We start from the raw sequence: 21,187 nt of genomic DNA on the forward strand, positions 1-21,187 counted from the left end.
AGGACGTGGTGCCGGCAGCCCCGGTTCCACAGGAAGAGCGTGTCGTGTTTCCCGCCAGCGTGCCGCAGGGCGCGCTGGTGTTCGGCAAGGTGCCACCGGGCAGCCAGGTGCGCTATCGCGAACGTCTTCTGCGTGCCACTGGCTACGGCACCGTCGCGTTCGGCGTGGGCCGTGATGAGACCGGCCCGCTGAAGGTCGATGTCACCCTGCCCTCGGGCCGCGTGGAACCCGTCAGTATCGCGGTGACGCCGCGCGACTGGCCGGTCGAACATGTCGACGGCGTGCCACCGAAGACCGTCAATCCACCACCGGAGATCGCCGCGCGCATCCAGCGGGAGCAGGCGCTGGTCACGGCCGCGCGCGAACGCGACGACGATCGCAGCGACTTCGCACGGCCTTTCCAGTGGCCCCTGCAGGGACGCATCAGCGGCCGCTTCGGCAATGCGCGCGTCTACAACGGCCAGCCCGGCGCGGGCCACTCGGGCATGGACATCGCCGCGCCCACCGGGACACCGGTGAAGGCGCCGGCGGGCGGCGTGGTGACCTTCGCGGCGCCGGACCTCTACCTGACGGGGGGCACGGTGTTGCTCGACCACGGGCATGGCGTCAGTTCCAACTTCCTGCACCTGTCGCGCATCGACGTGAAGGTGGGCGACCGCGTCGAACCCGGACAGGGCATCGGGGCCGTGGGCGCCACGGGGCGTGCGACGGGGCCGCACCTGCACTGGGGGATGAACTGGTTCGATACAAGAATCGACCCACTGCTCGTCCTCGAACGCGGGAAGTAACCGCCCGCCGCTTCACCGAAGGGGCGCGCTGCGGCGCGTTCATCCTCCACGCCGCTGTCGGTTCCCGAGGGCGCGGTTCGATACAAGAATCGACCCGCTGCTCGTCCTCGAACGCGGGAAGTAACCGCCCGCCGTTTCACCGAAGGGGCGCGCTGCGGCGCGTTCATCGTCCACTTTGCTGTCGGCTCCCGAAGGCGCGGTCGCGACCCGCGCCGCGCCCACCGAGGCTGTCGCGCGTCAGTCGTTGGCGCCGCTGACCCGGGCCACCGCATCGTGCGGATGCAGGCTTTCGTAGTGCGCCACGGTGGCGTCGTACCGCGCGATGCGTGGATCGCCGGCCAGGACCGACGCCACGCGGCGGGCGGCGTCTTCGCAGAACATCAGGTTTTCCGCGTTGAGGCGCGCGAAGGCCTGTTCGTCCACCCGCTTGACCGCGGTCTGCACCGGCGTGCCGAGCGCGGCTTCGATGGCGTCCACCAGCGCTACCAGCGGCAATTCGTCGAACTGCGGCCTCAGCTCGACGCGCACACTGGCCCGGCTGCGCTGGGCGTGGGGGGTGGCGGCCAGGCCGCGCTCGGAGGCGAGCCAGTCGTGCACCACATTGACCGACAGCGGATGTGCCGCGGCGAAGTCCTGGGCGAAGCGCTCGGCGTTGGCCTGGCGCGACAGCGCGGCCGAGGCCGGGCAGGTACTGGAATATTCGACGGCGAACGACAGCGCCAGCAGAAGATGACCATCGGCCAGCGTGGCCTCGATCTCGACCGGATAGCGCTTCCAGCCCGCGTAGTCGCTTTCCAGCGCCTTCCGCTGCAGCAGCGCCTCGTAGCGGATGCGCAGCCGTGCCTGCGTGGCCAGTCCGGCCTGCGAGTCCACGCTGGTCTGCAGCAGGTGGCGCAGGCCCGCGGGCGTGACCGACTCGCGCGCCAGGCCTTCCTGCAGCTCCAGGTAGAGGCGCGACATGTGGATGCCGCGCGCATCGGCATGGGCCAGGTTCACCGACAGGTCGATGCTGGCGGCCACCTGCAGCTGCCCGCCCTGCCCGTCCGGCATGCGGACCGGCAATGCGATGTTCTCCATGCCCACCCAGTCCAGGGGGCGCGCCAGCGGCACGCGCTGGTGGGCGACATCGGGAAGATCGGCGCGGGGTGCCGCGGGGAGCGAGGGAGCCATCGTCATGCACGGGGGAGTGGATGCGGCGCATTGTACCCCCTGCCCCGAATCCCTCGATGAAACAGTCCGTTACAGCGCGCTTCCGAACCTATCGGCACGATAAGCGGGACCTTCAGCCGCCGCGTGCGGCCCGCCAGCCGGTGAACAGCAGGGCGGCGCGCGACGGCAAGGCAGCCGGTTCGCCACGCTGGGCCAGGCGACGCAGGCGCCCGTGCGCATAGGCCGACACCAGGCGCCGTTCGCGCGCGCCCTCGTGCCGCGGCCACTGCGCCAGCAGCGATGCGGCCCATGCCCGCACCGCCGCCGTGTCGTCCCCGCTCCGCAGGTGGTCAGCCGGGACAGCGGCGGTCCCCGTCTCCGCCAGTCGCATCGCCAGCGTCTGCACGACGATGGCGTGCGCGGCAGGCGCATCACCCAGCACGCCGGCTTCCACGGCCATGACGGCATCGCCATAGCGCGACAGGGCGGAAAGCCCCGCCTCACGATCGGCCGGCTGCGCACGCCCCTCCGCCAGGACCGGCAGCGCGTCGGCCAGCCGTGCCCAGTCCGCCCGCACCGGCTCCAGCCGGCGGCCGAGCGGATGGCGCGAACGCCGTGCCGCCCAGCCGCGCAGCTCCTCGCCCCACCACGCCAGCTTGGCATCCGCCGGCAGCGGATCGCCGGCGATGTTCAGGGCGTCATCGAATTCCTGCAGCAGCGCGAACCACGCCACCGCAATGTCGCGGCGTTCCGGCGCAACGAAGATCTCGCCCACCGACCACTCGGGCCAGCGCGCGCGCCATTTGTCCAGGAAGCTGTCGAGGGCGGCGGAGTGGGACATCGAGCGGCAAGGCGTGGGAGCGAGGTCAGTCGCGATGAATGTTCCAGGACATGCGGATGGGCGCTGCCGGCGGGCGTCGCCGCCAACCGCACACGACTTACGTCGCCCCCACCATCGGATGGACGGCAGGCCACGCTTTCGGCTCGGCCAGCGCCATGGGCCGTTCCACCATGATGTCCGCCAGCCACAGCGCGGGGTCTTCGTGGGCCTGCCGGTATCCCCACAGGGCGGCGATCGAGGCCATGCCGGCCGCGCGCGCGGCCACGATGTCGCGCTCGTCGTCGCCCACGTAGACGCAGTCGGCGATGGCCAGGCCGATGCGTTCGGCGGCGATCTGCAGCGGCAACGGATGCGGCTTCTTCTCGGCCAGCGTGTCGCCGCCGATCAGCACCGCGCAGCGGGTATCCCAGCCGAACTGGGGCAGGATGTCGCGCGCCAGGTACTCGGGCTTGTTGGTCACGATGCCCCAGGTGCTGCCCGCCGCTTCGAGCGCGGCCAGCATCGCGGTCACACCGTCGAACAGCACGCTGTGCCGGCCCAGTTCTTCCTGGTAGATCGCCAGGAACTCCGGCACCAGCGCTTCGCGGGGCGCCTGCTCCATCTGCGGAAATGCCGCGGCCAGCATGGCGCGGGCCCCCTTGGAGACGTGCGGCCGCAACAGCTCCAGCGTCATCGGCGCGACGCCGCGCGAGGCCCGCATCCGGTTGGCGGTGGCCAGCATGTCCGGCGCACTGTCCAGCAGCGTGCCGTCCAGGTCGAACAGCGCGGCACGCGGAAATCCGGCCAGCGTCACGGCTTCACCGCGCAGGCCAGGTAGTTCACGTCGGTGCGAGCACTCAGCCGTGCGCGCTGCCGCCACGGCTCATAGGCCAGGCCGGACACGTCCTGCAGCTGCAAGCCCGCATCGCGCAACCACGCGGCCAGCTCCGACGGACGGATGAATTCCTTGTAGTGATGCGTGCCCTTCGGCAGCAGGCGGGCGATGTACTCCGCACCGACGATCGCCAGCGCGAACGCGGCCGGCGTACGGTTGAGCGTGGAAAGGAACAGCTGCCCGCCCGGCTTCAGCAGCGCATGGCAGGCACGGATGATCGAGCCCGGATCGGGCACGTGCTCCAGCATTTCCATGCAGGTGACCACGTCGAAGCTGCCGGGCCGCTCCTCGGCCAGCGATTCCACCGAACGCAGCTGGTAGTCCACCTGCACGCCGGATTCCAGCCGGTGCAGGCGCGCCACCTTCACCAGTTCCGGCGCCAGGTCGATCGCCGTCACCTGCGCGCCCTCGCGCGCCAGCGCCTCGCTCAGCAGTCCGCCGCCGCAACCGACATCCAGCGCCGCGGCGCCAGCAAGGCGCACCCGGTCGCGCACGTAGCCCAGGCGCACCGGGTTCAGCGCATGCAGGGCCTTCTGCGGGCCATCAGGGTCCCACCAGCGGTTGGCCAAGGCACCGAACTTGTCCAGTTCGGCCTGGCTGAAGTTGTCGTCGATGGGCGAAGTCGTGGTCGTCATGCCGCCATTGTAGAGCGCAGCCCGTTCGGTTGCCGTCCGCCCCTGCATGCGACCGTGCGAATCGGGGCATCACGGTGCCGGGCGGGCCCGGCGGCGGGGAAGCGATGGGGCGTCAGGACAGCCGGATGCCGGCGATCCGCTCGCGCCACTGGCGCGCGTTCGACAGCACGCCGTCGATGTCGATATCCACCAACACGCGCTGCCGCAGCCGGGCCCGGCCTGCGATCCAGACATCGCTGACCTGCTGCCGGCCGGTGGCGTAGATGAGCTGGGACACCACGTGATGCAGCGGCTGGGTTTCCAGCGCGGACAGGTCCACGCACACCAGGTCGGCTTCCTTGCCCGGCTCGATGGAGCCCACGCGGTCGTCGAAGCCGATCGCCTTCGCGCCGCCCAGGGTGGCCGCACGCAGGGCGCTGAACGCGTCCAGCGCCGCGGCATCCCGGGCCACCGCCTTGGCCAGCAGGGCCGCGGTGCGCGTTTCGCTGAACATGTCCAGATCGTTGTTGCTGGCGCAGCCGTCGGTACCGACGGCCAGGTTCACGCCCGCCCGCTCCAGCGCGCAGGCCGGGCAGAAGCCGGAGGCGAGCTTGAGGTTGGACTCCGGGCAGTGCACCACGCTGACGCCACGCTCGGCGCAAAGATGGATCTCGGCCTCGGTCAGCTGGGTCATGTGGATGGCGATCAGCCGTTCGTTGACCAGCCCCAGCCGGTCCAGCCTGGCGATCGGGCGCTGGCCATGTTTTTCCAGCGACTGTTCGACTTCCTGCGCGGTCTCGTGCAGGTGCAGGTGCACGGGGATGTCCAGCTGGTCGGCCAGCATGCGCACGCGTTCGAAGTTGGCATCGTTGACGGTATACGGCGCATGCGGGGCGAACGCGGTCGCGATCAGCGCATCGTCGCGCCACTGGTCGTGGACCTCGTCGGCCTTGTCGAAGTACTCGTCGTCCGAGGCCGCCCACGCGGTGGGGAAGTCGATCACCGGCAGGCCCACGCGCGCGCGGAAGCCATGGCGCTTGTAGGTGGCCGCCTGCACGTCGGGGAAGAAGTAGTTCTCGTTGACGCAGGTGGTGCCGCCACGGAGCATTTCGGCGATGGCCAAGGTGATGCCGTCGGCGACGAAGTCCGGGCCGATGACGGCCGCCTCGATCGGCCAGATGTGCTGCTGCAGCCAGACCTTCAGCGGCAGGTCGTCGGCGACGCCGCGCAGCAGCGTCATCGGATTGTGCGTATGCGCGTTCACCAGGCCCGGGATGAGCGCCGCGTCCGGGCGCGACACCGTCTCGCGCGGCGCGAAGCGCGAACGCGCCTCCGGCACCGGCAGGACCGCCACGATGCGGCCGCCGGTCACGGCGACCGCATGGTGTTCCAGCACCACCCCGTGCGGCACGACCGGTACCACGAAACCGGCTTCGATCAACAAATCGCAGGCTTCGGGGATGCGGTCGCTCATGGGGCCTCGGCTCAGAATCCCAGCGTGTAGGTCAGCCCGATGGCACCGGCGCCGAACAGCAGCCAGCACAGCAGCATCAGGGCCAGGGCGCGCCCGTAGCCCAGCCGCGGCACGCTGGGGAACAGCCGCGGCAGGGTCGCATTCCAGCACAGCATCACGCCCAGGCCGGCGAGCAGCACGCCCACCGCCCAGACGCCCAGATACAGCGCAAGATGCTCCATCACTTCACGCGGCTGACGTAGTCGCCCGAGCGCGTATCGACCTTGATGATTTCGTCCTGGCCGACGAACAGCGGCACGCGCACGACCGCGCCGGTTTCCAGCGTGGCCGGCTTGCCGCCGGTACCGGCGGTGTCGCCCTTCACGCCCGGATCGGTCTCGACGATCTTCAGTTCGACGAAGTTCGGCGGGGTCACCTGGATGGGGGTGCCGTTGTACAGCGTGACCACGCACTGCTCCTCGCCCTTGAGCCACTTCTCGGCACCGGCCATGCCGGTCTTGTCGGCCTGCACCTGCTCGAAGGTTTCCGGCTGCATGAAGTGCCAGTACTCGCCGTCGGAGTACAGGTACTGCATGTCGGTGTCCACCACGTCCGCCGCCTCGACCGAGTCGGTGCTCTTCATGGTGATTTCCTGCACGCGGCCGGTGCGGATCTGGCGGTACTTCACGCGCGTGAACGCCTGGCCCTTGCCCGGCTTCACGTACTCGGTGTCGGTGATGACGGAAGGCTCGTTGTTGACGAGGATCTTCATCCCGTTCTTGACATCGTTCATGCCGTAACTGGCCATGGATAAACTCCTTGGGGTAAGACAAACCCGCCGCGGAACACGGCCGGCCGGATAGAATGGGGAACCCGCCGGACCCGGCGGGTGCTTGTTTCCAGACCCGATATGATAACCGCAGCCCCCCAACCCCGACAGCCTGCCGCGCTCGTGCCCGTCCGCTGGCAGCAGGCCCTGCGGGAGGCCGTGCGCGATCCGCGCGAGCTGCTGGACCTGCTGGGGCTGGGCGGCCTGGCCCCGCGCCTGTCGGACGAAGCGGCGGCCCAGTTCCCGCTGCGGGTACCGCGCGGCTTCGTGAGCCGCATGCGCCACGGCGACCCGGGCGACCCCTTGCTGCGCCAAGTCCTGCCCCTGGACGAGGAGATGCGCCCCATGCCGGGCTTCGGCCTGGATGCGGTGGGCGACGGCGCGGCGAAAACCGCGCCCGGCGTCATCCAGAAGTATCGTGGCCGCGCCCTGCTGGTGGCCACCGGCAGCTGTGCGATCCACTGCCGGTACTGCTTCCGTCGCCACTTTCCCTATGCGGAGGAAACCGCCGCCCGCGACGGCTGGCGCGAGGCGGTCGAGCTCATCCGCCAGGATGGCTCGATCGAGGAAGTGCTGCTTTCCGGTGGCGATCCGCTGTCGCTGTCCAATGGCAAGCTGGCCGAACTGACCGCCGCGCTGGCGGACGTTCCCCACCTGCGTCGCCTGCGCATCCACAGCCGCCTGCCCATCGTGTTGCCCGAGCGTGTCGATGATGGCCTGCTGGGCTGGCTTTCGGCCCTGCCCTGGCCGGTGACCCTGGTGGTCCATGCCAACCACGCCAACGAGTTCGACGGCACCGTCGACGCGGCGCTCGGGCGCCTGCGCGCGGCCGGCGCGCAGCTGCTCAACCAGGCCGTCCTGCTGAAGGGCGTGAACGACAGCGTGGAGGCCCTGGCCGCACTGAGCGAACGCGGCTTCGCGGCCGGCGTGCTGCCGTACTACCTGCACCAGCTCGACCGCGTCGCCGGCGTGGCCCACTTCGAAGTGGACGACGCGCGCGCGCGCGCGCTCCACGCCGGCCTGGCCGCCCGGCTGTCCGGCTACCTCGTGCCCCGACTGGTGCGCGAGTTCCCCGGCGACACCGGCAAGCGTCCGCTCTAGACCGCAGGGTGCGACGCGCCGCCGCATCTGCGACGCCTGCATTGGACGCTTCGCGCCCCTTCGTGTATTAAACCCGCACCCCCGGCGGACCCGCTGCATGCAGATCGGCAAAGACACCACCCTTCGATTGACCCTCGTGGACGACAGCGCCGAAGACGCCGAGGCCATCGTGTCCACCCTGCGCAACGGCGGCATTGCCGTTCGCCCCCTGCGGCCACTCGACGCCGGCGAACTGGGACAGATGGTGGCGTCCCAGCCCATGGACCTGCTGCTGGCCTCCCGCACCGCCAAGGGCATTCCCCTGGCCACGGTGCTGGCCCAGGTGGACGCCAGCGGCAAGGACATTCCCGTCATCGTGCTGGCCGATGCCATCACCGAGGCCGACCTGCTGGCCGACCAGGCCGCCGGTGCGCGCGCGGTCGCCCTGCGCGGGCGGCCGGACCACGTGCTGACCGTGCTGCGGCGGGAGTGGGCGGATCTGGACGCACGCCGTTCGCAGCGCCGCCTGGAAGGCCAGATGCGCGAGACCGAGCGCCGCTGCGACGCCCTGATCTCGTCCTCGCGCGATCCCATCGCCTACATCCACGAAGGCATGCACATCCGGGCCAACGACGCCTACCTGGAGATGTTCGGCTTCGAGTCGTTCGAGGATGTGGAAGGCCTGTCGCTGCTGGACCTGGTGGGTCCGCAGTACGTCGGCGACTTCAAGGCCCTGCTGAAGAAGCTCAGCAAGGGCGAACCGCCGCCGCCGCGCTTCGAACTTGAAGCGCGCAGCCTGGATGGCGACAGTTTCCCGGCCACGCTGGAATTCGCCACCGCCACTTACGAGGGCGAACCCTGCGTGCAGGTGGTGTTCCGCCGCCGCGAGGAATTCGATCCCGAACTGGCCCGCGAAGTGGAGGACCTGCGCCAGCGCGACATGGTCACCGGCCTGCTCAACCGCCCCACCTTCCTGCGCGAGCTGGAGACGGCGGTGGCCGCGGTGGCGCGCGGCGAAGACCAGTACGGCCTGCTGCTGGTCGAACCCGACCACTACCAGCGGCTGCTGGCCGACATCGGCATCGATTCGGCCGACGACCTGGCCGCCGCGCTGGCGGCGCGCCTGTCCGAGAAGCTGGACGACAGCTGCATCGCGGCCCGCTTCGGCGAGCGCACCTTCGCCGTCCTGCTGCGCGGCAACCATGCGCACACGGCGGCCCTGGCCGAGAAGCTGCGCGCGGCCTACGCCTCGCACGTGTTCAATGTCGGCGAACGCTCGGCCTCGGTGACCGCCAGCCTGGGCGGCGTGCAGATCGGCGAGAAGATCGCCAGCGTCGGCCCCGTGCTGACGCGCGCGACCGACTGCCTGCAGGCCGCCACCAACCTGGGCGGCAACCGCTTCGAGATCTTCGACCCGGGCGCGGTGGACCGCGCCGAAGAAGAGCGCGTGCAGAACTGGATCCAGCGCCTGCGCGAAGCGCTGCAGGACGACAGCTTCCGCCTGCACTACCAGCCCGTGGTCAGCCTGCAGGCCGAGCCCGGCGAAGTCTACGAGGCGCTGCTGCGGCTGGAGTCCAACGGCGAGATCGTGCAGCCGCAGTCCTTCATCGGCATCGCCGAGGACAACGGCCTGCTGGACGCCATCGACCGCTGGGTGGTGAACCGCGCCATCGAGGTGCTGGCCGAACGCAAGCGCAACGGCCACGACACGCGCATGGTGGTCAAGGTCAGCCCGGCGTCCTTCGCCGACAACCGCCTGCTCGACCTCATCGCCCGGCAACTGGCCGCGCACGACGTGCCCGGCGACCGCCTGTGGCTGCAGACGCCGGAGTCCAAGGTGTTCACCCACCTGCGCCAGGCGCAGGCCTTCCAGACCGCCGCGGCCAAGCTGGGCTGTCACGTGGGCCTGGAGCATTTCGGCGCGGGCCTGGATTCGTTCCAGCTGCTCTCGCACTTCCAGCCCACCTTCCTCAAGATCGACCGCGTCTTCAGCGAGGACCTGGGCCGCAATGCCGAACACCAGCAGAAGATCCGCGAGATCGCAGAGCGCGCGCAGGCCCTGGGCATCCTGACCGTGGCCGAGCATGTGCAGGATGCGGCAACGATGGCCTTCCTGTTCACCGCCAGCGTGGATTACGTGGAAGGCAACTTCCTGGCAGCGCCGGGACCGCTGATGAACTACGACTTCAGCTGACCCCCCCAGCCTCTGTAGGAGCGGGCCACGCCCGCGATGCTCCTGCTCGGCGATCCCCAAAGCATCCCCGCCCCTGTAGGAGCGGGCCACGCCCGCGATGCTCCTGCTCGGTGGTCCCAAAAGCATCCCCGCCTCTGTAGGAGCGGGCCATGCCCGCGATGCTCTTCGTCGGTGGTCCCAAAAGCATCGCGGGCATGGCCCGCTCCTACAAAGGGGTGCCAAACGAAAAACCCGCCTTTCCGGCGGGTTTTCCGTTCCTGCGGTCCGTGCGCGACTCAGGCGACCGTGGCCTGCTGCGCGCGCAGCGCAGCGATGCGGTCCTCCAGCGGCGGGTGGCTGAGGAAGAGCTTCTTCATGCCCTGGCCGATGCCGCCGGCGATGCCGAACGCTTCCACCTGGGCCGGCAGCGTGCTGGGACGCTGCTGCTGCTTCAGGCGCTCCAGCGCGGCGATCATCTTCTGCCGGCCCGCCAGCGAGGCGCCGCCATGGTCGGCGCGGAATTCGCGGCGGCGCGAGAACCACATGGCGATCATCGTGGCGAACAGGCCGAACACCACCTCCAGCACCATGACGATGATGTAGTAGCCGAAACCGCGGCCCTCGCCCTCACGGTTACCGGACAGGAAGCTGTCCACCACCCCGCCCACCACGCGGGCCAGCACGATGACGAAGGTGTTCAGCACGCCCTGCAGCAGGGCCATGGTCACCATGTCGCCATTGGCGACGTGCGCCACCTCGTGGCCGAGCACGGCTTCGGCCTCGTCCTGGTTCATCGAACGCAGCAGGCCGGTCGACACCGCCACCAGGGCGTTGTTGCGGTTGGCGCCGGTGGCGAAGGCATTGATCTCCGGCGCATCGTAGACGGCGACTTCCGGCATGCCTATCCCGGCGGCCTGCGCCTGGCGCTGCACGGTAGCCACCAGCCAGCGCTCGGCATCGTTGCGCGGCTGCTCGATCACCTGCGCGCCGGTGGCACGCTTGGCCATCCACTTGGAGGTCAACAGCGAGATCAGCGACCCGCCGAAGCCGAAGATGGCGGCGAACACCAGCAGCCCTCCCATCTGGTTGGGGTTGACCCCCAGCAGCGACATGACGATACCGGCCAGGACCAGCACGGCCAGGTTGGTGGCGAGGAACAGGGCGACACGCGTGAACACGGTGGGGCTCCAGAAATGACGTGCAAGCACAGAGGTGGACGCCGCAGAATTGCGGTTGCGGCGACGCGAATTCAAGCCGATGTCTGACTGCGTGGTTCAGCTTTCCTTTCCTTCCGACGAATGACCGAGACGCTTCCCCACCCCCGCTACCGGGGACGCTTCGCGCCCTCGCCCACCGGCCGCCTGCATTTCGGCTCGCTGGTGGCCGCCCTGGGCAGCTGGCTGCTTGCGCGTCACCACGATGGCCAATGGCTGGTGCGCGTGGAGGACCTGGACCCGCCCCGCGAGGTTGCGGGCGCCGCCCAGGCCCAATTGGCCACCCTGGCCGCATTCGGCATGGAATCCGATCTGCCCGTCGTCTGGCAGAGCCGGCGCCATGACCGGTATGCACGCGCGCTGGAGCGGCTGCTGGCTGCGGGCGCTGCGTTCGAGTGCCGTTGCAGCCGCAGCGAACTGGCGGCCGTCGGCGGCATCCATCGCCGCTGCGTCGCACGCGACCCCACCCGCTTGCCCGCCATCCGGCTGCGCGTGGCGGAAGGCAGCACCGTGGACTTCATCGATGGCCTGCAGGGGCGCATCGCCCAGGCCGTCGACCGCGACGTCGGCGATGTGGTCCTGCGCCGTGCGGATGGTTTCTGGGCCTACCAGTTGGCGGTGGTCGTGGACGACGCGGAACAGGGCATCACCGATGTGGTGCGCGGGGCCGACCTGCTGGACTCCACCCCCCGCCAGATCCTGCTGCAGCGCGCACTGGGCCTGCCCACGCCGCGCTACCTGCATCTGCCGCTGATCGTCGACGCCCACGGCGACAAGCTGTCCAAGTCGATGGCCGCCTTGCCACTGGACGATGCCGCCCCCCTGCCCGCCCTGCGCGCCGCCTGGCAGGTGCTGGGACAGGCGCCGGCCGTGCTCGCCGGCCTGCCGACGGTGGCCCTGGCGATGCAGGCCGCGGCCCGGGGCTTCCGGCCCGAGCAGCTGCCCAAAGCGGCGCACATAACGTTCGCTGCGGCGCACAACAATCCTGTTGCGGGCGCTGTCTAGAATCGGACCACCGTCGGCTTGCGGCGGTATACGGAGATCCCCCACATGACATCGCGCGTCGCCCTGGTCACCGGCGGCACCGGAGGTATCGGTACCGCCATCTGCAAGAAGCTGGCCGACATGGGCCACAAGGTCGCCACCAATTACCGCAACGAGGAAAAGGCGCGCGCGTGGCAGGCGCAGATGAAGGCCGAGGGCTACGACATCGCGCTGGTGAAGGGCGATGTGACCTCGCCCGACGAGGCGCAGGCAATGGTGAAGGAGGTGGAACAGACGCTGGGCCCGGTCGAGATCCTCATCAACAATGCCGGCATCACCCGCGACGGCACCTTCCACAAGATGACCGCCACCCAGTGGGGCGATGTCATCAACACCAACCTCAACTCGGTGTTCAACGTCACCCGGCCGGTGATCGAAGGGATGCGCGACCGCAAATGGGGCCGCATCATCCAGATCAGTTCGATCAACGGCCTGAAGGGCCAGTACGGCCAGGCCAACTACGCCGCGGCCAAGGCCGGCATGCACGGCTTCACCATTTCGCTCGCGCGCGAGAACGCCAAGCTCGGCATCACCGTCAACACGGTCTCGCCCGGCTACGTGGCCACCGACATGGTGATGGCGGTACCGGAGGAAGTCCGCGCCAAGATCGCCGCCGACATTCCCACCGGCCGCCTGGGCAGGCCCGAAGAGATCGCCTACGCGGTCGCCTTCCTGGTGGACGAACAAGCCAGCTGGATCACCGGCTCCAACCTGGACATCAACGGCGGCCACCATATGGGGTGGTGAGGAAAAGCAGGAACGGACAAGCGGGACCGGGAATCCCTGTTCCCCATTCCCTATTCCCCATTCCCGCTTCCCTGAACAGGGACACCCTGCCCTCCGGGCTGTTGCAAGGGCTGTTGCGCTGCGTCATGCTGCCGCAATACGCGTTTAGAGCGAAGACTCAATGGCTGCGATCCGCATCATCAAGAAGTATCCCAACCGTCGTCTGTACGACACGGAGATCTCCAGCTACATCACCATCGAGGATGTGCGCCAGCTGATCGTGGACGGCGAGGATTTCGAGGTCCGCGACGCCAAGACCGGCGACGACCTGACCCGCACCGTGCTGTTGCAGATCATCAGCGAGCAGGAACAGGACGGCGAGCCGGTCCTGTCCACGCAGTTGCTCAGCCAGATCATCCGCTTCTATGGCGACTCGCTGCAGGGCTTCATGGGCAACTACCTGGAGCGCAGCATGCAGTTGTTCATGGAGCAGCAGCAGCAGTTCCGCAGCCAGATGGGCAATCTGCTGGGCCAGACGCCCTGGACCATGATGAACCAGCTGACCGAGCGCAACATGGAGCTGTGGCAGGAATTCCAGCGCAACCTGACCGGTGGCATGGGCCGCCCCACCACGGTCAAGCCGAAGGACGCCCCGCGCGAGACGCCCAAGACGCGCGCCCGCTGAGGCCTCAGTAGTGAAACCCGGCCCGCGCCTCGTTGCGCGGGCCTTTTTTTGACCGATGTACGGAAATTCCACATGACACGACGCATCGCCGTGGTGACCGGAGGACTGGGCGGCCTGGGGCTGGCCATCTGCCAGGCATTGGCCGACGCAGGCCGCAAGGTGATCGCCGCCGACCTGCCCGCCTCTGCCGAGCGCCTGGACCAGTTCCGGGCCCGCACCGCGTCGCTGGACATCCAGACCGCCGCCGTCGACGTGGCCGACTTCGACGCCTGCGCCGCGTTCGTGCAGGACATCCAGCACCGCCACGGCGCACTCGACATCCTGGTCAACAACGCCGGCATCACCCGCGACGCCACCCTGCGCAAGATGGACAAGGCGCAGTGGGATGCGGTGATCGGCGTGAACCTGGACAGCGTGTTCAACCTGTGCCGGCACGCCGTGGACGGCATGCAGGCGCGCGGGTTCGGCCGCATCGTCAACATCAGTTCGGTGAGCGGCCAGACCGGCAACTTCGGCCAGGCGAACTACGCTGCGGCCAAGGCCGGCCTGCATGGCTTCTCGATGTCGCTGGCCCGCGAGGTGGCACGCAAGGGCGTAACCGTGAACAGCGTGTCACCCGGTTACGTCGAGACCCCGATGACCCGGGCCATGCCGGCCGAAGTGCGCGAACGGACCGTCGCCTCGGTCCCGGTCGGCCGCATCGGCCAACCGGACGACATCGCGCGCGCGGTCGCCTTTCTCACCGCAGACGATGCCGGCTACATCACCGGCGCCAACCTGCCGGTGAACGGTGGCCTGTTCATGAGCTTCTGACCGGATTGCCGGTCGTACGACGATCTCTTCACGAACCCTCGAGAGACTCCCCGATGAAACTCACTCCTCCCACTTTCGGTGTCTGGCTGATCGCGCTGCTGCTGGGCGGCGGTGGCATCGCCGCCAGGTTCGGCTACGTGCCGGTGCTGGCTCCGCATGCGTTCTGGCTGGTGGTCGCCGGTTTCGGCCTGCTGGTGGCCGCGACGCTGTTCAGCAAGCTCTGACGGTCACGCTATGCTCCCGGCATCGATTCGGGAGCCGGCCATGGAACTGATCGCGTCGCTGCTCGGGGCCTGTGGTCCAGGCCCCGCCTCACCGTCCCGTTGCTGCTCGGGGTCGGCGCCGGCCTGGGGCTGTTCCACCTGAGGGGCCAGCAGCCGTCGTCCGCGGCGATGGCCGCCGGCTGCTCCCTGCTCGGGCTGATCATCGGATGCGCGCTGGAATACCTGCGCGAACCCCGCCCTCCGTCGGCCTGAGCCTCATTCCATCTCGAAGCGTTCGAACGCGATCTCCAGCGTCTCGAACAGCGTGCCCCCCGCCGCCGCATCCATCGGCGAAGGCGTGTACGCCGCCGGCCGCGCGCGCAGGAAACGCCAGCGCACTGCCGGGTTGCCCTGCTCGTCCAGCAGCGTGATGGCGATATTGCGCCGCGCGTCGTCGCCGTTGCGCGCCTGGTCCCACCACCGATACCACGCCAGCGAACCGGTCACGCCCCGCCGCAGCACCAGGTTGTCGTAGTGGGTCAGCGTGGAAAGCTTCGTCGCCTCCAGCACCTTGTCGTTGCCATTGCGGTACTCGTTGACCTGCAGGCGTGCTTCGGGAAACAGCACCTCGGCCACCCCCGCGTCGGGGCCATCGCCCTCGCCGAGGTCGACGTGGAAGTTCATTCCGGAATAAGGGCGATCGCGCTGCAGGGGCATGGCGGGGTTCCATGGGGGAAGGGATGCATGCCCGTGCATGGGCACACTCTCTTCCAACGCGATCCTCCGCGCACGGAGGTCAGGCGGCGATCGCCTGCCCGACCCACAAGCGGTTGCCGTCCGGGTCATCGATCCGGAACTCGCGCATGCCGTAGAACGTCGTGTCCAGGTGGGGCACGTCCAGGCCGCTCGCGCGGGCCTGCGCATGGAAGGCGTCGATGTCGTCCGGATACAGGTACAGCACGGCGCCACGCGGCGCGTCCGGGTTCACGTTGATCGACTGGTCCAGCATCACCTGGCATTCGCCCCAGCGCAGCCTGGCCCAGCCCCAGTCATCACGGCGATCCTCCACCGTGAAGCCCAGCTTTTCGTAGAACGCGATCGCCCGCGGCAGGTGGCGGACGGGTTGCATGGGGATGATGCCGGACATGGGGCGCACTCCTTGGACATGGCATCCGGCGAACAGGATATCGCGATGCGCTGGCGGGCCACCCGCAGCGGCTGGATGAGGCGATGGAAGCGAGGGAACCGGTCCATCCGCCGTCCGTCGACGGCGCTCATACGGAAATGAACAACCCCGGGGCGTAAGCGGCCCCCGACAACGCAACGATGCCGAGGACGCTGACAGTCAGCGCGAGCGCTGCGTGGCGCGTCCGACCGCTCTTCACGGCGACCGCCGCAAGCAAAAGACAGAGCATGGGCAAGGACCACCACCCCTTGATCGTGCGAAACACGAAATGCGAGTAGCCCGACTGGACGACGTCAAAGCCAGCCCAGGTATCGGCGAACGCATCGCCTGCACCGTGCTGGATGGCATAGATGAACCAGGCTTGCGCCAGTACCAGTGGCAGCACCATGGCTACCGTCGCGATTCGCTTGAGCACCCGCCCCCCTCTCTTGCATGACCGACCGGAGCGGGCTTTCGGCCGGCGCGCCGATCTAGCGCTCGATCCGAGCGCTGATGTGTTCCATCCGGCAAAGCGGTCGCTTGCAGTCTTCGTCCGGATGGGCGGATGCGCCCGGCTCAGCGCGGGGCGCCCTCGTGGCCCTTGCGCAGGAAGGCGGCCAGGCCGCCCAGCTGCAGGCCCTGCACCTTGTCCACGACGGGCGCGAACTTGCCCAGATCGTCAGGCGTATAACCGCCGGCGCGGTACCACAGGGTGATGCGGGTGCCGCCGTTCTCTTCGGCGAATCGCCACTCCAGCGCACCTTGCAGCCCCATGCCCTGCAACGGCCCAAGGCCGCCGGTCATGCGCATGAGCCTGCCGGGGTCGGTAAAGGTGACCGTCATGTGCCAGGCCTGCTGCGCGCCGTTGATTTCGCAGAAGCAGCCACCGGCCTTGTCGCTGATGGAGAGCTTCGACGCGTCGCCCCACCAGGTGTGGTCGGCGGGCCACCAGCGGCCGACGTCGTTGACCAGCGCCGCGTAGGCGGCCTGCGGCGCGACGGGTACCCATTCGGAATTCTCGAGGGTGAAGCCCTGTGGCTGCGCGTCCTTGACCGCCGCCTGCACCGGTGCGGCCACCGCCAGCGCCAGCAGCACGATGCCCGCCAGCGGCTTCACTGCACCGCCCCCTGCGGGCAGAACTTCGCGCGGTAGGCCATCGCCTTGGGCATCAGCGCGGTGAGGTTCTGGATGCGCGTGCCGGGATTGGGGTGGGTGGAGGAGAACTCCGGCGGCGCCTGTCCGCCACTGGCTTCGCTCATGCGCTGCCACAGCGGCACGGCTTCCTGCGGGTCGAAGCAGGCGGCCGCGGCCAGCATCAGGCCCACTTCATCGGCCTGGGTCTCGTGTTCGCGCGCATAGGGCAGCAGGTAGCCGTAGCCCATCGCGGCCATCACCATCTGCTGTTGTTGCGGATCCATGCCGCTCATCGCGCCGGCCATCTGGCCGATCTGGGTGAGCTTCTGCTGCGACATGCGCTGCGCGCCATGGCGCAGCAGGGCGTGGGCGATCTCATGGCCCATCACCACGGCCACGGCATCGGCGTTCTGCGCCACGGGGATCAGGCCGGTATAGACGGCCATCTTGCCGCCGGGCAGGCAGAAGGCGTTGGCCTGGTCGGACTGGATGACGTTGACATCCCAGTCGAAGGACTTCCAGTTGCCGCTGGGCTGAGTGCCTTTTTCCGCCGCAATGGCAGCCTCCACCTCGGGCACCCTGGCGATCAGCCGCTGCGCAATGGCGCGCACCTGCTGGGCGATCTGCGAGTTCGGATCGACCGGCTGCTCCTGCTGCAGGATTTCCTCATAGGCCTGCAGGCCGAGCGCCTTCTCTTCTTCCACGCCGATCGAGTTGTCGATCAGCACCTTCTCGCCGGTGTAGGGATCGACCACGCGGTTGTTCAGGTAATAGCACCCGCCGTACACCAGGAAGCCCAGCAGGATCAGCCAGCGCAGGTTGCCCAGTCCGCCGCCGCGACGCCCGCCGCCCTGCCCGTACTGCGCGCGACCGTAAGGATCTTGCCTCATCACCCTCTCCCTGGCGGCTAGATGCCGCGAACGACGCGGAAGCCCACCCGCGCATTAGTCATATCCGAATCCGAAGACGAACGCCATGCCGCGCGTGCCTGCGCCGGCGAACTGGCCCAGGAGCCGCCGCGCACCACCCGCGACCGGCAGCCGGGGTTGAACCACGCGGCCCCGTCCGCCGGCGCGCGCCGGTAGCTGGCGTGCCAGCAGTCGCCGACCCATTCGCTGGTGTTGCCGTCCAGGTCCTTCAGGCCGAAGGCATTGGCGCGGAAACGGCCGACGGGTGCGGGGCCCCAGTAACCGTCGCCATAGCCCACGAAAGCGTTGTTCCAGGTACGGCCACTGGGCGAGCGGTCGTTGCCGCCGGTCAGGTTGGCCACGCCGCGCGGCGGCTGGCCGTTGCCCCAGGGATAGCGTCCCTGCTGGCCGGCGCGCAGCGCGTACTCGTATTCGGCCTCGCTGGGCAGCCGGTAGCCGTGGCCGGTCTGGCCGGCCAGCCACTCGGCATAGGCCTCGGCGTCGTACACGCTCACGTGCAGCACCGGCATGTCGTCGCTGGCGGGCTGGCCCGCGTAATCGGATCGCCAGTCCACCCCGCTGCGGCGCACGAAATTGCCGCTGCGTTCGTCATAGACGATGGAGTGGCCGCGGCGGGTGGCGCGCGGCCGGTACTGGGTAGCCTCGACGAAACGCCGGAACTCGCCCACGGTCACCGGATGCCGCGCCATGGCGAAGCCGCGGTCGAAGCGGACGTAGTGGGCGGGTTTCTCGGCATCGGCGGCATCGGCCTCGTCCTCGCCCGCCCCCATCAGGAAGCCGCCGTGCGGTACCACCACCATTTCGGGGCCGCGGCCGCCGTTGTGCAGCGCGTCGGTGAACGCCTGGCCGGGACGGAACAGACCGTAGTGGGTCGCCAGGTCGATGCGCTGGCGGAAATCGGCGGCCACGCGGTTGCCGGGTTCGGCGATGCGCAGCACCTCGGCCAGCCTGACGCGCGCATCCTTCAGCCCCATCGGCGTGGCCAGGTCGCGCACGCCGGCATCACGCAGTTCGACGATGCGCGCCAGGCGGATGGCTTCCACCCGTACGCGGGCATCGGCCACGGTCTGCGCATCCACCCGGACCTGCGCGGCGTACTCCAGCCAGCGTCCGGCGGTGGCGAAATCGCTGGCGTGGGCGGCTTCTTCCGCGCGCCGGATCATCGCGCTCTCCACCGCCGCCACGCCCTGCATGGCGCGCGCCTGGCCCGGCTTCCACTTCAGCACCTCACGGAAGCCGGCCAGCGCACCGCCGCCCGCTTCGCCCAGGCGCCCTTCGCGCAGGGCGCGCTCGCTGGCCACGTTCAGCCGGGTGAGCTGGTCGGCTTCGTCCACCCGCGCCAGATAGGCCGCGACCGCGGCATCGCCGGGCGCCACCGTGCGCGCCACGGCCGCGATCTGGCGGGCACGGCGCAACGATTCGGTGCGGTCTTCGGCATGGCGCAGCACCTGCCGCCCCTGCTCCAGCAACCGGTCGAGGCTGCGGTCGAGTCCGCGCCTGGCGCGGGCGTCGGTGGGGTCCAGGCGCAACAAGGCCAGGTAGAGCGGGATGGCATCGTCCGGGGTATCGAACAGGCGCCCGTCGGACAGGGCCTCTGCCGCGCGGCGATGCGTATCGGCAACCCCCTCGGCGGTCAGGGCCACGGCGGGCGGGCGCCAGTTCAACTCGTCCACGCCGCTGTCGTCGCCACTGACGGTCACGCTGGGCATGCGCACGGCATCGGCCGCGCCCTGCGCATCGCCGGGACCCGTCGCATCGCGCGAGCACGCGGCGAGCCACGGCAGCGTGAGCAACAAGGCGGCAAGGATCGCGCGCAAACACCCTCCGTGATGGGAGCGACCGGCCCCCGTGAGAGAATGCCGGCAGACGATACCGGCAGACGATACTGGCTGAGCCGGGACCTTAGGTTATTGTCCCCTGACTGAGCAAACCACGCATCACGCGGAGACCATGTTGCCCCACTGGATAGACACCCCCACCGCGCTGGACGCGCACCTGCAGCGCCGGCCGACGCGGATCGGCCTGGATACCGAATTCGTCCGCGAACGCACGTTCTGGCCGCAGCTGGCGCTGGTGCAGATCGCGCTGGACGACGACGTGCTGCTGGTCGACCCGCTGGCCCCCGGTATGACCGATGCCCTGCGGCCGTGGCTGACCGATCCCGCCATCACCAAGGTGATGCACAGCGCCAGCGAGGATCTGGTGGCGTTCAAGGTGGCCTGTGATGCGCTGCCCACCCCCTGTTCGACACGCAGATCGCCGCGGCCCTGGCCGGCGTGGCGGCGGGCATCGGTTACCAGAAGCTGGTGGAGCGCATCACCGGCGTGGTGCTGCCCAAGGGCGAGACACGCTCGGACTGGCTGCGGCGGCCGCTCAGCGAGTCGCAGCTGCATTACGCCGCCGATGATGTGCGTTACCTGTTCGCCGTGCACGACGCCTTGCGCACGGCGCTGGCGTCTTCGGGACGGCTGGGCTGGCTGGAGGAGGACTGTGCGCGCTTCGTCGACAACGCCGCCCAGGACGAAGGCGAGCGCTGGCCGCACCTGGGCATGCGCAGCGCGCAGTTCCTCGATGCGGAGGCGCAACGCCGGCTGGTGCGCCTGCTGCGCTGGCGCGAAGCGCAGGCCCGCGCCAGCGACAAGCCGCGCAGCTGGATCCTGGACAACGAACTGGCCGTGACGCTGGCGCGCACGCCGCCGGCGGACAAGACGGCCCTGCTGCGCCTGTTCGAGGGCCAGCCCAAGGCGCCCCGCAAGCTGGCCGACCCGGTGTGGCAGGCGCTCGCCACGCCGGTGGACGACGAGGCCGCGATGCCGCTGGCGCGTGCCGCCAGCGACGGCGACAAGGCCCGGCTCAAGCGCCTGCAGGATGCCGTGGCCACCCGCAGCGCCGGCCTGGGCCTGCCCGACGGGGTGCTGGCTTCGCGACGCCATCTGGAAGCGCTGCTGGAATCCGGCCAGTGGCCCGCTTCCCTCGCGGGCTGGCGACGCGCGGAACTCCAACCGGCGCTGGACCCGATCCTGGGCCTCCCCGGCTTGGCACAGGCGCCCGCCGCGGGCTAGAATGGCGCCGCTCTTGTGGGGCCATAGCTCAGCTGGGAGAGCGCGTCGTTCGCAATGACGAGGTCGGGAGTTCGATCCTCCCTGGCTCCACCAATATTCAAAGCCCCGCTTCGGCGGGGCTTTTTGTTTCAAGGAGTTACGCTCTCCTGCACGCGGATGCGGATGGTCCTCGTCCAGACATTGATGCGCAGTCTTTCCTAATGTTCCGACTTACACGGAACTTACGGAAGTCGCTCCTCGATGCGCGTCCAACTGACAAAGAAAATCATCTCCAGCAGCCTCCCCCGGGATCGTCCCTATGAGCTCAGGGATGCACAGGTGCGCGGTCTACTCCTCAGGGTGCAGCCTAGTGGGCACCGGGCTTGGATCGTCACCTGGGCGCACGGGAAGCGTCGTACGTTGGGGTCCGTT

Annotated in this window: 23 protein-coding genes, 1 tRNA gene and 1 pseudogene; 11 read left to right on the top strand and 14 right to left on the bottom strand. The window is 69.2% G+C overall.

Going from position 1 to position 21,187, the window contains the following annotated elements:
* Window positions 1-5 precede the first annotated feature (5 nt).
* Entirely contained in the window at window positions 6-788 is a 783-nt protein-coding gene (locus MUU77_RS10990) for a M23 family metallopeptidase (RefSeq protein ID WP_245094395.1), read from the top strand.
* A 237-nt stretch (window positions 789-1,025) separates the two neighbouring features.
* Here MUU77_RS10990 and folE2 read toward each other — a convergent pair whose 3' ends face one another.
* From folE2 to efp, 7 genes are all read right to left on the bottom strand, one after another.
* Window positions 1,026-1,964: a GTP cyclohydrolase FolE2 gene (gene folE2, locus MUU77_RS10995; RefSeq protein WP_245086708.1), complete on the bottom strand. Its 939-nt coding sequence runs from the start codon at window positions 1,962-1,964 to the stop codon at window positions 1,026-1,028.
* Between the two features lie 106 nt (window positions 1,965-2,070).
* Window positions 2,071-2,778, bottom strand: coding sequence for a phytoene/squalene synthase family protein (locus MUU77_RS11000; protein ID WP_245086711.1), 708 nt, complete (start codon window positions 2,776-2,778; stop codon window positions 2,071-2,073).
* A 97-nt stretch (window positions 2,779-2,875) separates the two neighbouring features.
* On the bottom strand, window positions 2,876-3,571 hold the full coding sequence (locus tag MUU77_RS11005) for a phosphoglycolate phosphatase (RefSeq protein ID WP_245086714.1): 696 nt from the start codon (window positions 3,569-3,571) through the stop codon (window positions 2,876-2,878).
* Complete coding sequence (gene ubiG / locus MUU77_RS11010; RefSeq protein ID WP_245086717.1) at window positions 3,568-4,287, bottom strand: bifunctional 2-polyprenyl-6-hydroxyphenol methylase/3-demethylubiquinol 3-O-methyltransferase UbiG; 720 nt, start codon at window positions 4,285-4,287, stop codon at window positions 3,568-3,570. Before ubiG ends, MUU77_RS11005 begins: the two co-directional genes overlap by 4 nt.
* 112 nt (window positions 4,288-4,399) lie before the next feature.
* Window positions 4,400-5,740, bottom strand: coding sequence for a TRZ/ATZ family hydrolase (locus tag MUU77_RS11015; protein WP_245086720.1), 1,341 nt, complete (start codon window positions 5,738-5,740; stop codon window positions 4,400-4,402).
* Between the two features lie 11 nt (window positions 5,741-5,751).
* Window positions 5,752-5,961: a hypothetical protein gene (locus MUU77_RS11020; protein ID WP_185895857.1), complete on the bottom strand. Its 210-nt coding sequence runs from the start codon at window positions 5,959-5,961 to the stop codon at window positions 5,752-5,754.
* On the bottom strand, window positions 5,961-6,527 hold the full coding sequence (gene efp / locus MUU77_RS11025; RefSeq protein ID WP_245086723.1) for an elongation factor P: 567 nt from the start codon (window positions 6,525-6,527) through the stop codon (window positions 5,961-5,963). Before efp ends, MUU77_RS11020 begins: the two co-directional genes overlap by 1 nt.
* A gap of 102 nt (window positions 6,528-6,629) precedes the next feature.
* Between efp and epmB the strand changes: the two genes are divergently transcribed.
* Together epmB and MUU77_RS11035 are read left to right on the top strand one after the other, a co-directional pair.
* Window positions 6,630-7,649, top strand: a complete 1,020-nt coding sequence (gene epmB / locus MUU77_RS11030) for an EF-P beta-lysylation protein EpmB (RefSeq protein ID WP_245086726.1) — start codon at window positions 6,630-6,632, stop codon at window positions 7,647-7,649.
* A 97-nt stretch (window positions 7,650-7,746) separates the two neighbouring features.
* Window positions 7,747-9,822 carry a bifunctional diguanylate cyclase/phosphodiesterase gene (locus MUU77_RS11035; RefSeq protein WP_245086729.1) on the top strand — a complete coding sequence of 692 codons (2,076 nt, stop codon included), beginning with the start codon at window positions 7,747-7,749 and terminating at the stop codon, window positions 9,820-9,822.
* A 275-nt stretch (window positions 9,823-10,097) separates the two neighbouring features.
* On the opposite strand, the gene htpX is transcribed toward MUU77_RS11035, so the two are convergent.
* Entirely contained in the window at window positions 10,098-10,979 is an 882-nt protein-coding gene (gene htpX, locus MUU77_RS11040) for a protease HtpX (protein ID WP_245086732.1), read from the bottom strand.
* Between the two features lie 120 nt (window positions 10,980-11,099).
* Between htpX and gluQRS the strand changes: the two genes are divergently transcribed.
* The 6 genes from gluQRS (at window position 11,100) to MUU77_RS11070 (ending at window position 14,759) form a co-directional block, all read left to right on the top strand.
* Window positions 11,100-12,020: a tRNA glutamyl-Q(34) synthetase GluQRS gene (gluQRS, locus tag MUU77_RS11045; protein ID WP_245086735.1), complete on the top strand. Its 921-nt coding sequence runs from the start codon at window positions 11,100-11,102 to the stop codon at window positions 12,018-12,020.
* Window positions 12,021-12,065: 45 nt separating this feature from the next.
* Window positions 12,066-12,806 (top strand): beta-ketoacyl-ACP reductase, encoded by a 741-nt coding sequence (locus tag MUU77_RS11050; RefSeq protein WP_245086738.1) that lies wholly within the window; start codon window positions 12,066-12,068, stop codon window positions 12,804-12,806.
* A gap of 160 nt (window positions 12,807-12,966) precedes the next feature.
* Entirely contained in the window at window positions 12,967-13,470 is a 504-nt protein-coding gene (gene phaR, locus MUU77_RS11055) for a polyhydroxyalkanoate synthesis repressor PhaR (RefSeq protein ID WP_162108933.1), read from the top strand.
* Between the two features lie 72 nt (window positions 13,471-13,542).
* Entirely contained in the window at window positions 13,543-14,283 is a 741-nt protein-coding gene (phbB, locus tag MUU77_RS11060) for an acetoacetyl-CoA reductase (protein WP_245086741.1), read from the top strand.
* Window positions 14,284-14,336: 53 nt separating this feature from the next.
* Window positions 14,337-14,507, top strand: coding sequence for a hypothetical protein (locus MUU77_RS11065; RefSeq protein WP_245086744.1), 171 nt, complete (start codon window positions 14,337-14,339; stop codon window positions 14,505-14,507).
* Window positions 14,508-14,606: 99 nt separating this feature from the next.
* Window positions 14,607-14,759, top strand: a complete 153-nt coding sequence (locus tag MUU77_RS11070; protein WP_245086746.1) for a hypothetical protein — start codon at window positions 14,607-14,609, stop codon at window positions 14,757-14,759.
* A 3-nt stretch (window positions 14,760-14,762) separates the two neighbouring features.
* Here the strand turns inward: MUU77_RS11070 and MUU77_RS11075 are convergent, their stop codons facing one another.
* The 6 genes from MUU77_RS11075 to MUU77_RS11100 all read right to left on the bottom strand — a co-directional run bounded on the left by MUU77_RS11075 (window position 14,763) and on the right by MUU77_RS11100 (window position 19,423).
* Window positions 14,763-15,203, bottom strand: a complete 441-nt coding sequence (locus MUU77_RS11075) for a phage tail protein (protein ID WP_245086749.1) — start codon at window positions 15,201-15,203, stop codon at window positions 14,763-14,765.
* A 79-nt stretch (window positions 15,204-15,282) separates the two neighbouring features.
* On the bottom strand, window positions 15,283-15,633 hold the full coding sequence (locus MUU77_RS11080) for a VOC family protein (protein WP_245086752.1): 351 nt from the start codon (window positions 15,631-15,633) through the stop codon (window positions 15,283-15,285).
* A 127-nt stretch (window positions 15,634-15,760) separates the two neighbouring features.
* Window positions 15,761-16,060, bottom strand: coding sequence for a hypothetical protein (locus MUU77_RS11085; protein ID WP_245086754.1), 300 nt, complete (start codon window positions 16,058-16,060; stop codon window positions 15,761-15,763).
* 167 nt (window positions 16,061-16,227) lie between these two features.
* Window positions 16,228-16,767 carry an SRPBCC domain-containing protein gene (locus MUU77_RS11090; RefSeq protein WP_245086757.1) on the bottom strand — a complete coding sequence of 180 codons (540 nt, stop codon included), beginning with the start codon at window positions 16,765-16,767 and terminating at the stop codon, window positions 16,228-16,230.
* Window positions 16,764-17,675, bottom strand: coding sequence for a M48 family metallopeptidase (locus MUU77_RS11095; RefSeq protein ID WP_245086760.1), 912 nt, complete (start codon window positions 17,673-17,675; stop codon window positions 16,764-16,766). Before MUU77_RS11095 ends, MUU77_RS11090 begins: the two co-directional genes overlap by 4 nt.
* Window positions 17,676-17,692: 17 nt before the next feature.
* Complete coding sequence (locus tag MUU77_RS11100) at window positions 17,693-19,423, bottom strand: formylglycine-generating enzyme family protein (protein WP_245094398.1); 1,731 nt, start codon at window positions 19,421-19,423, stop codon at window positions 17,693-17,695.
* A 244-nt stretch (window positions 19,424-19,667) separates the two neighbouring features.
* Here MUU77_RS11100 and rnd point away from each other — a divergent pair.
* Window positions 19,668-20,776 (top strand): annotated as a pseudogene (gene rnd / locus MUU77_RS18505) (ribonuclease D).
* 17 nt (window positions 20,777-20,793) lie between these two features.
* Window positions 20,794-20,869, top strand: a tRNA-Ala gene (locus MUU77_RS11115).
* The last annotated feature ends 318 nt before the right edge of the window (window positions 20,870-21,187 follow it).

It is taken from the genome of Pseudoxanthomonas sp. F37, assembly GCF_022965755.1.
Classification (GTDB): domain Bacteria; phylum Pseudomonadota; class Gammaproteobacteria; order Xanthomonadales; family Xanthomonadaceae; genus Pseudoxanthomonas_A.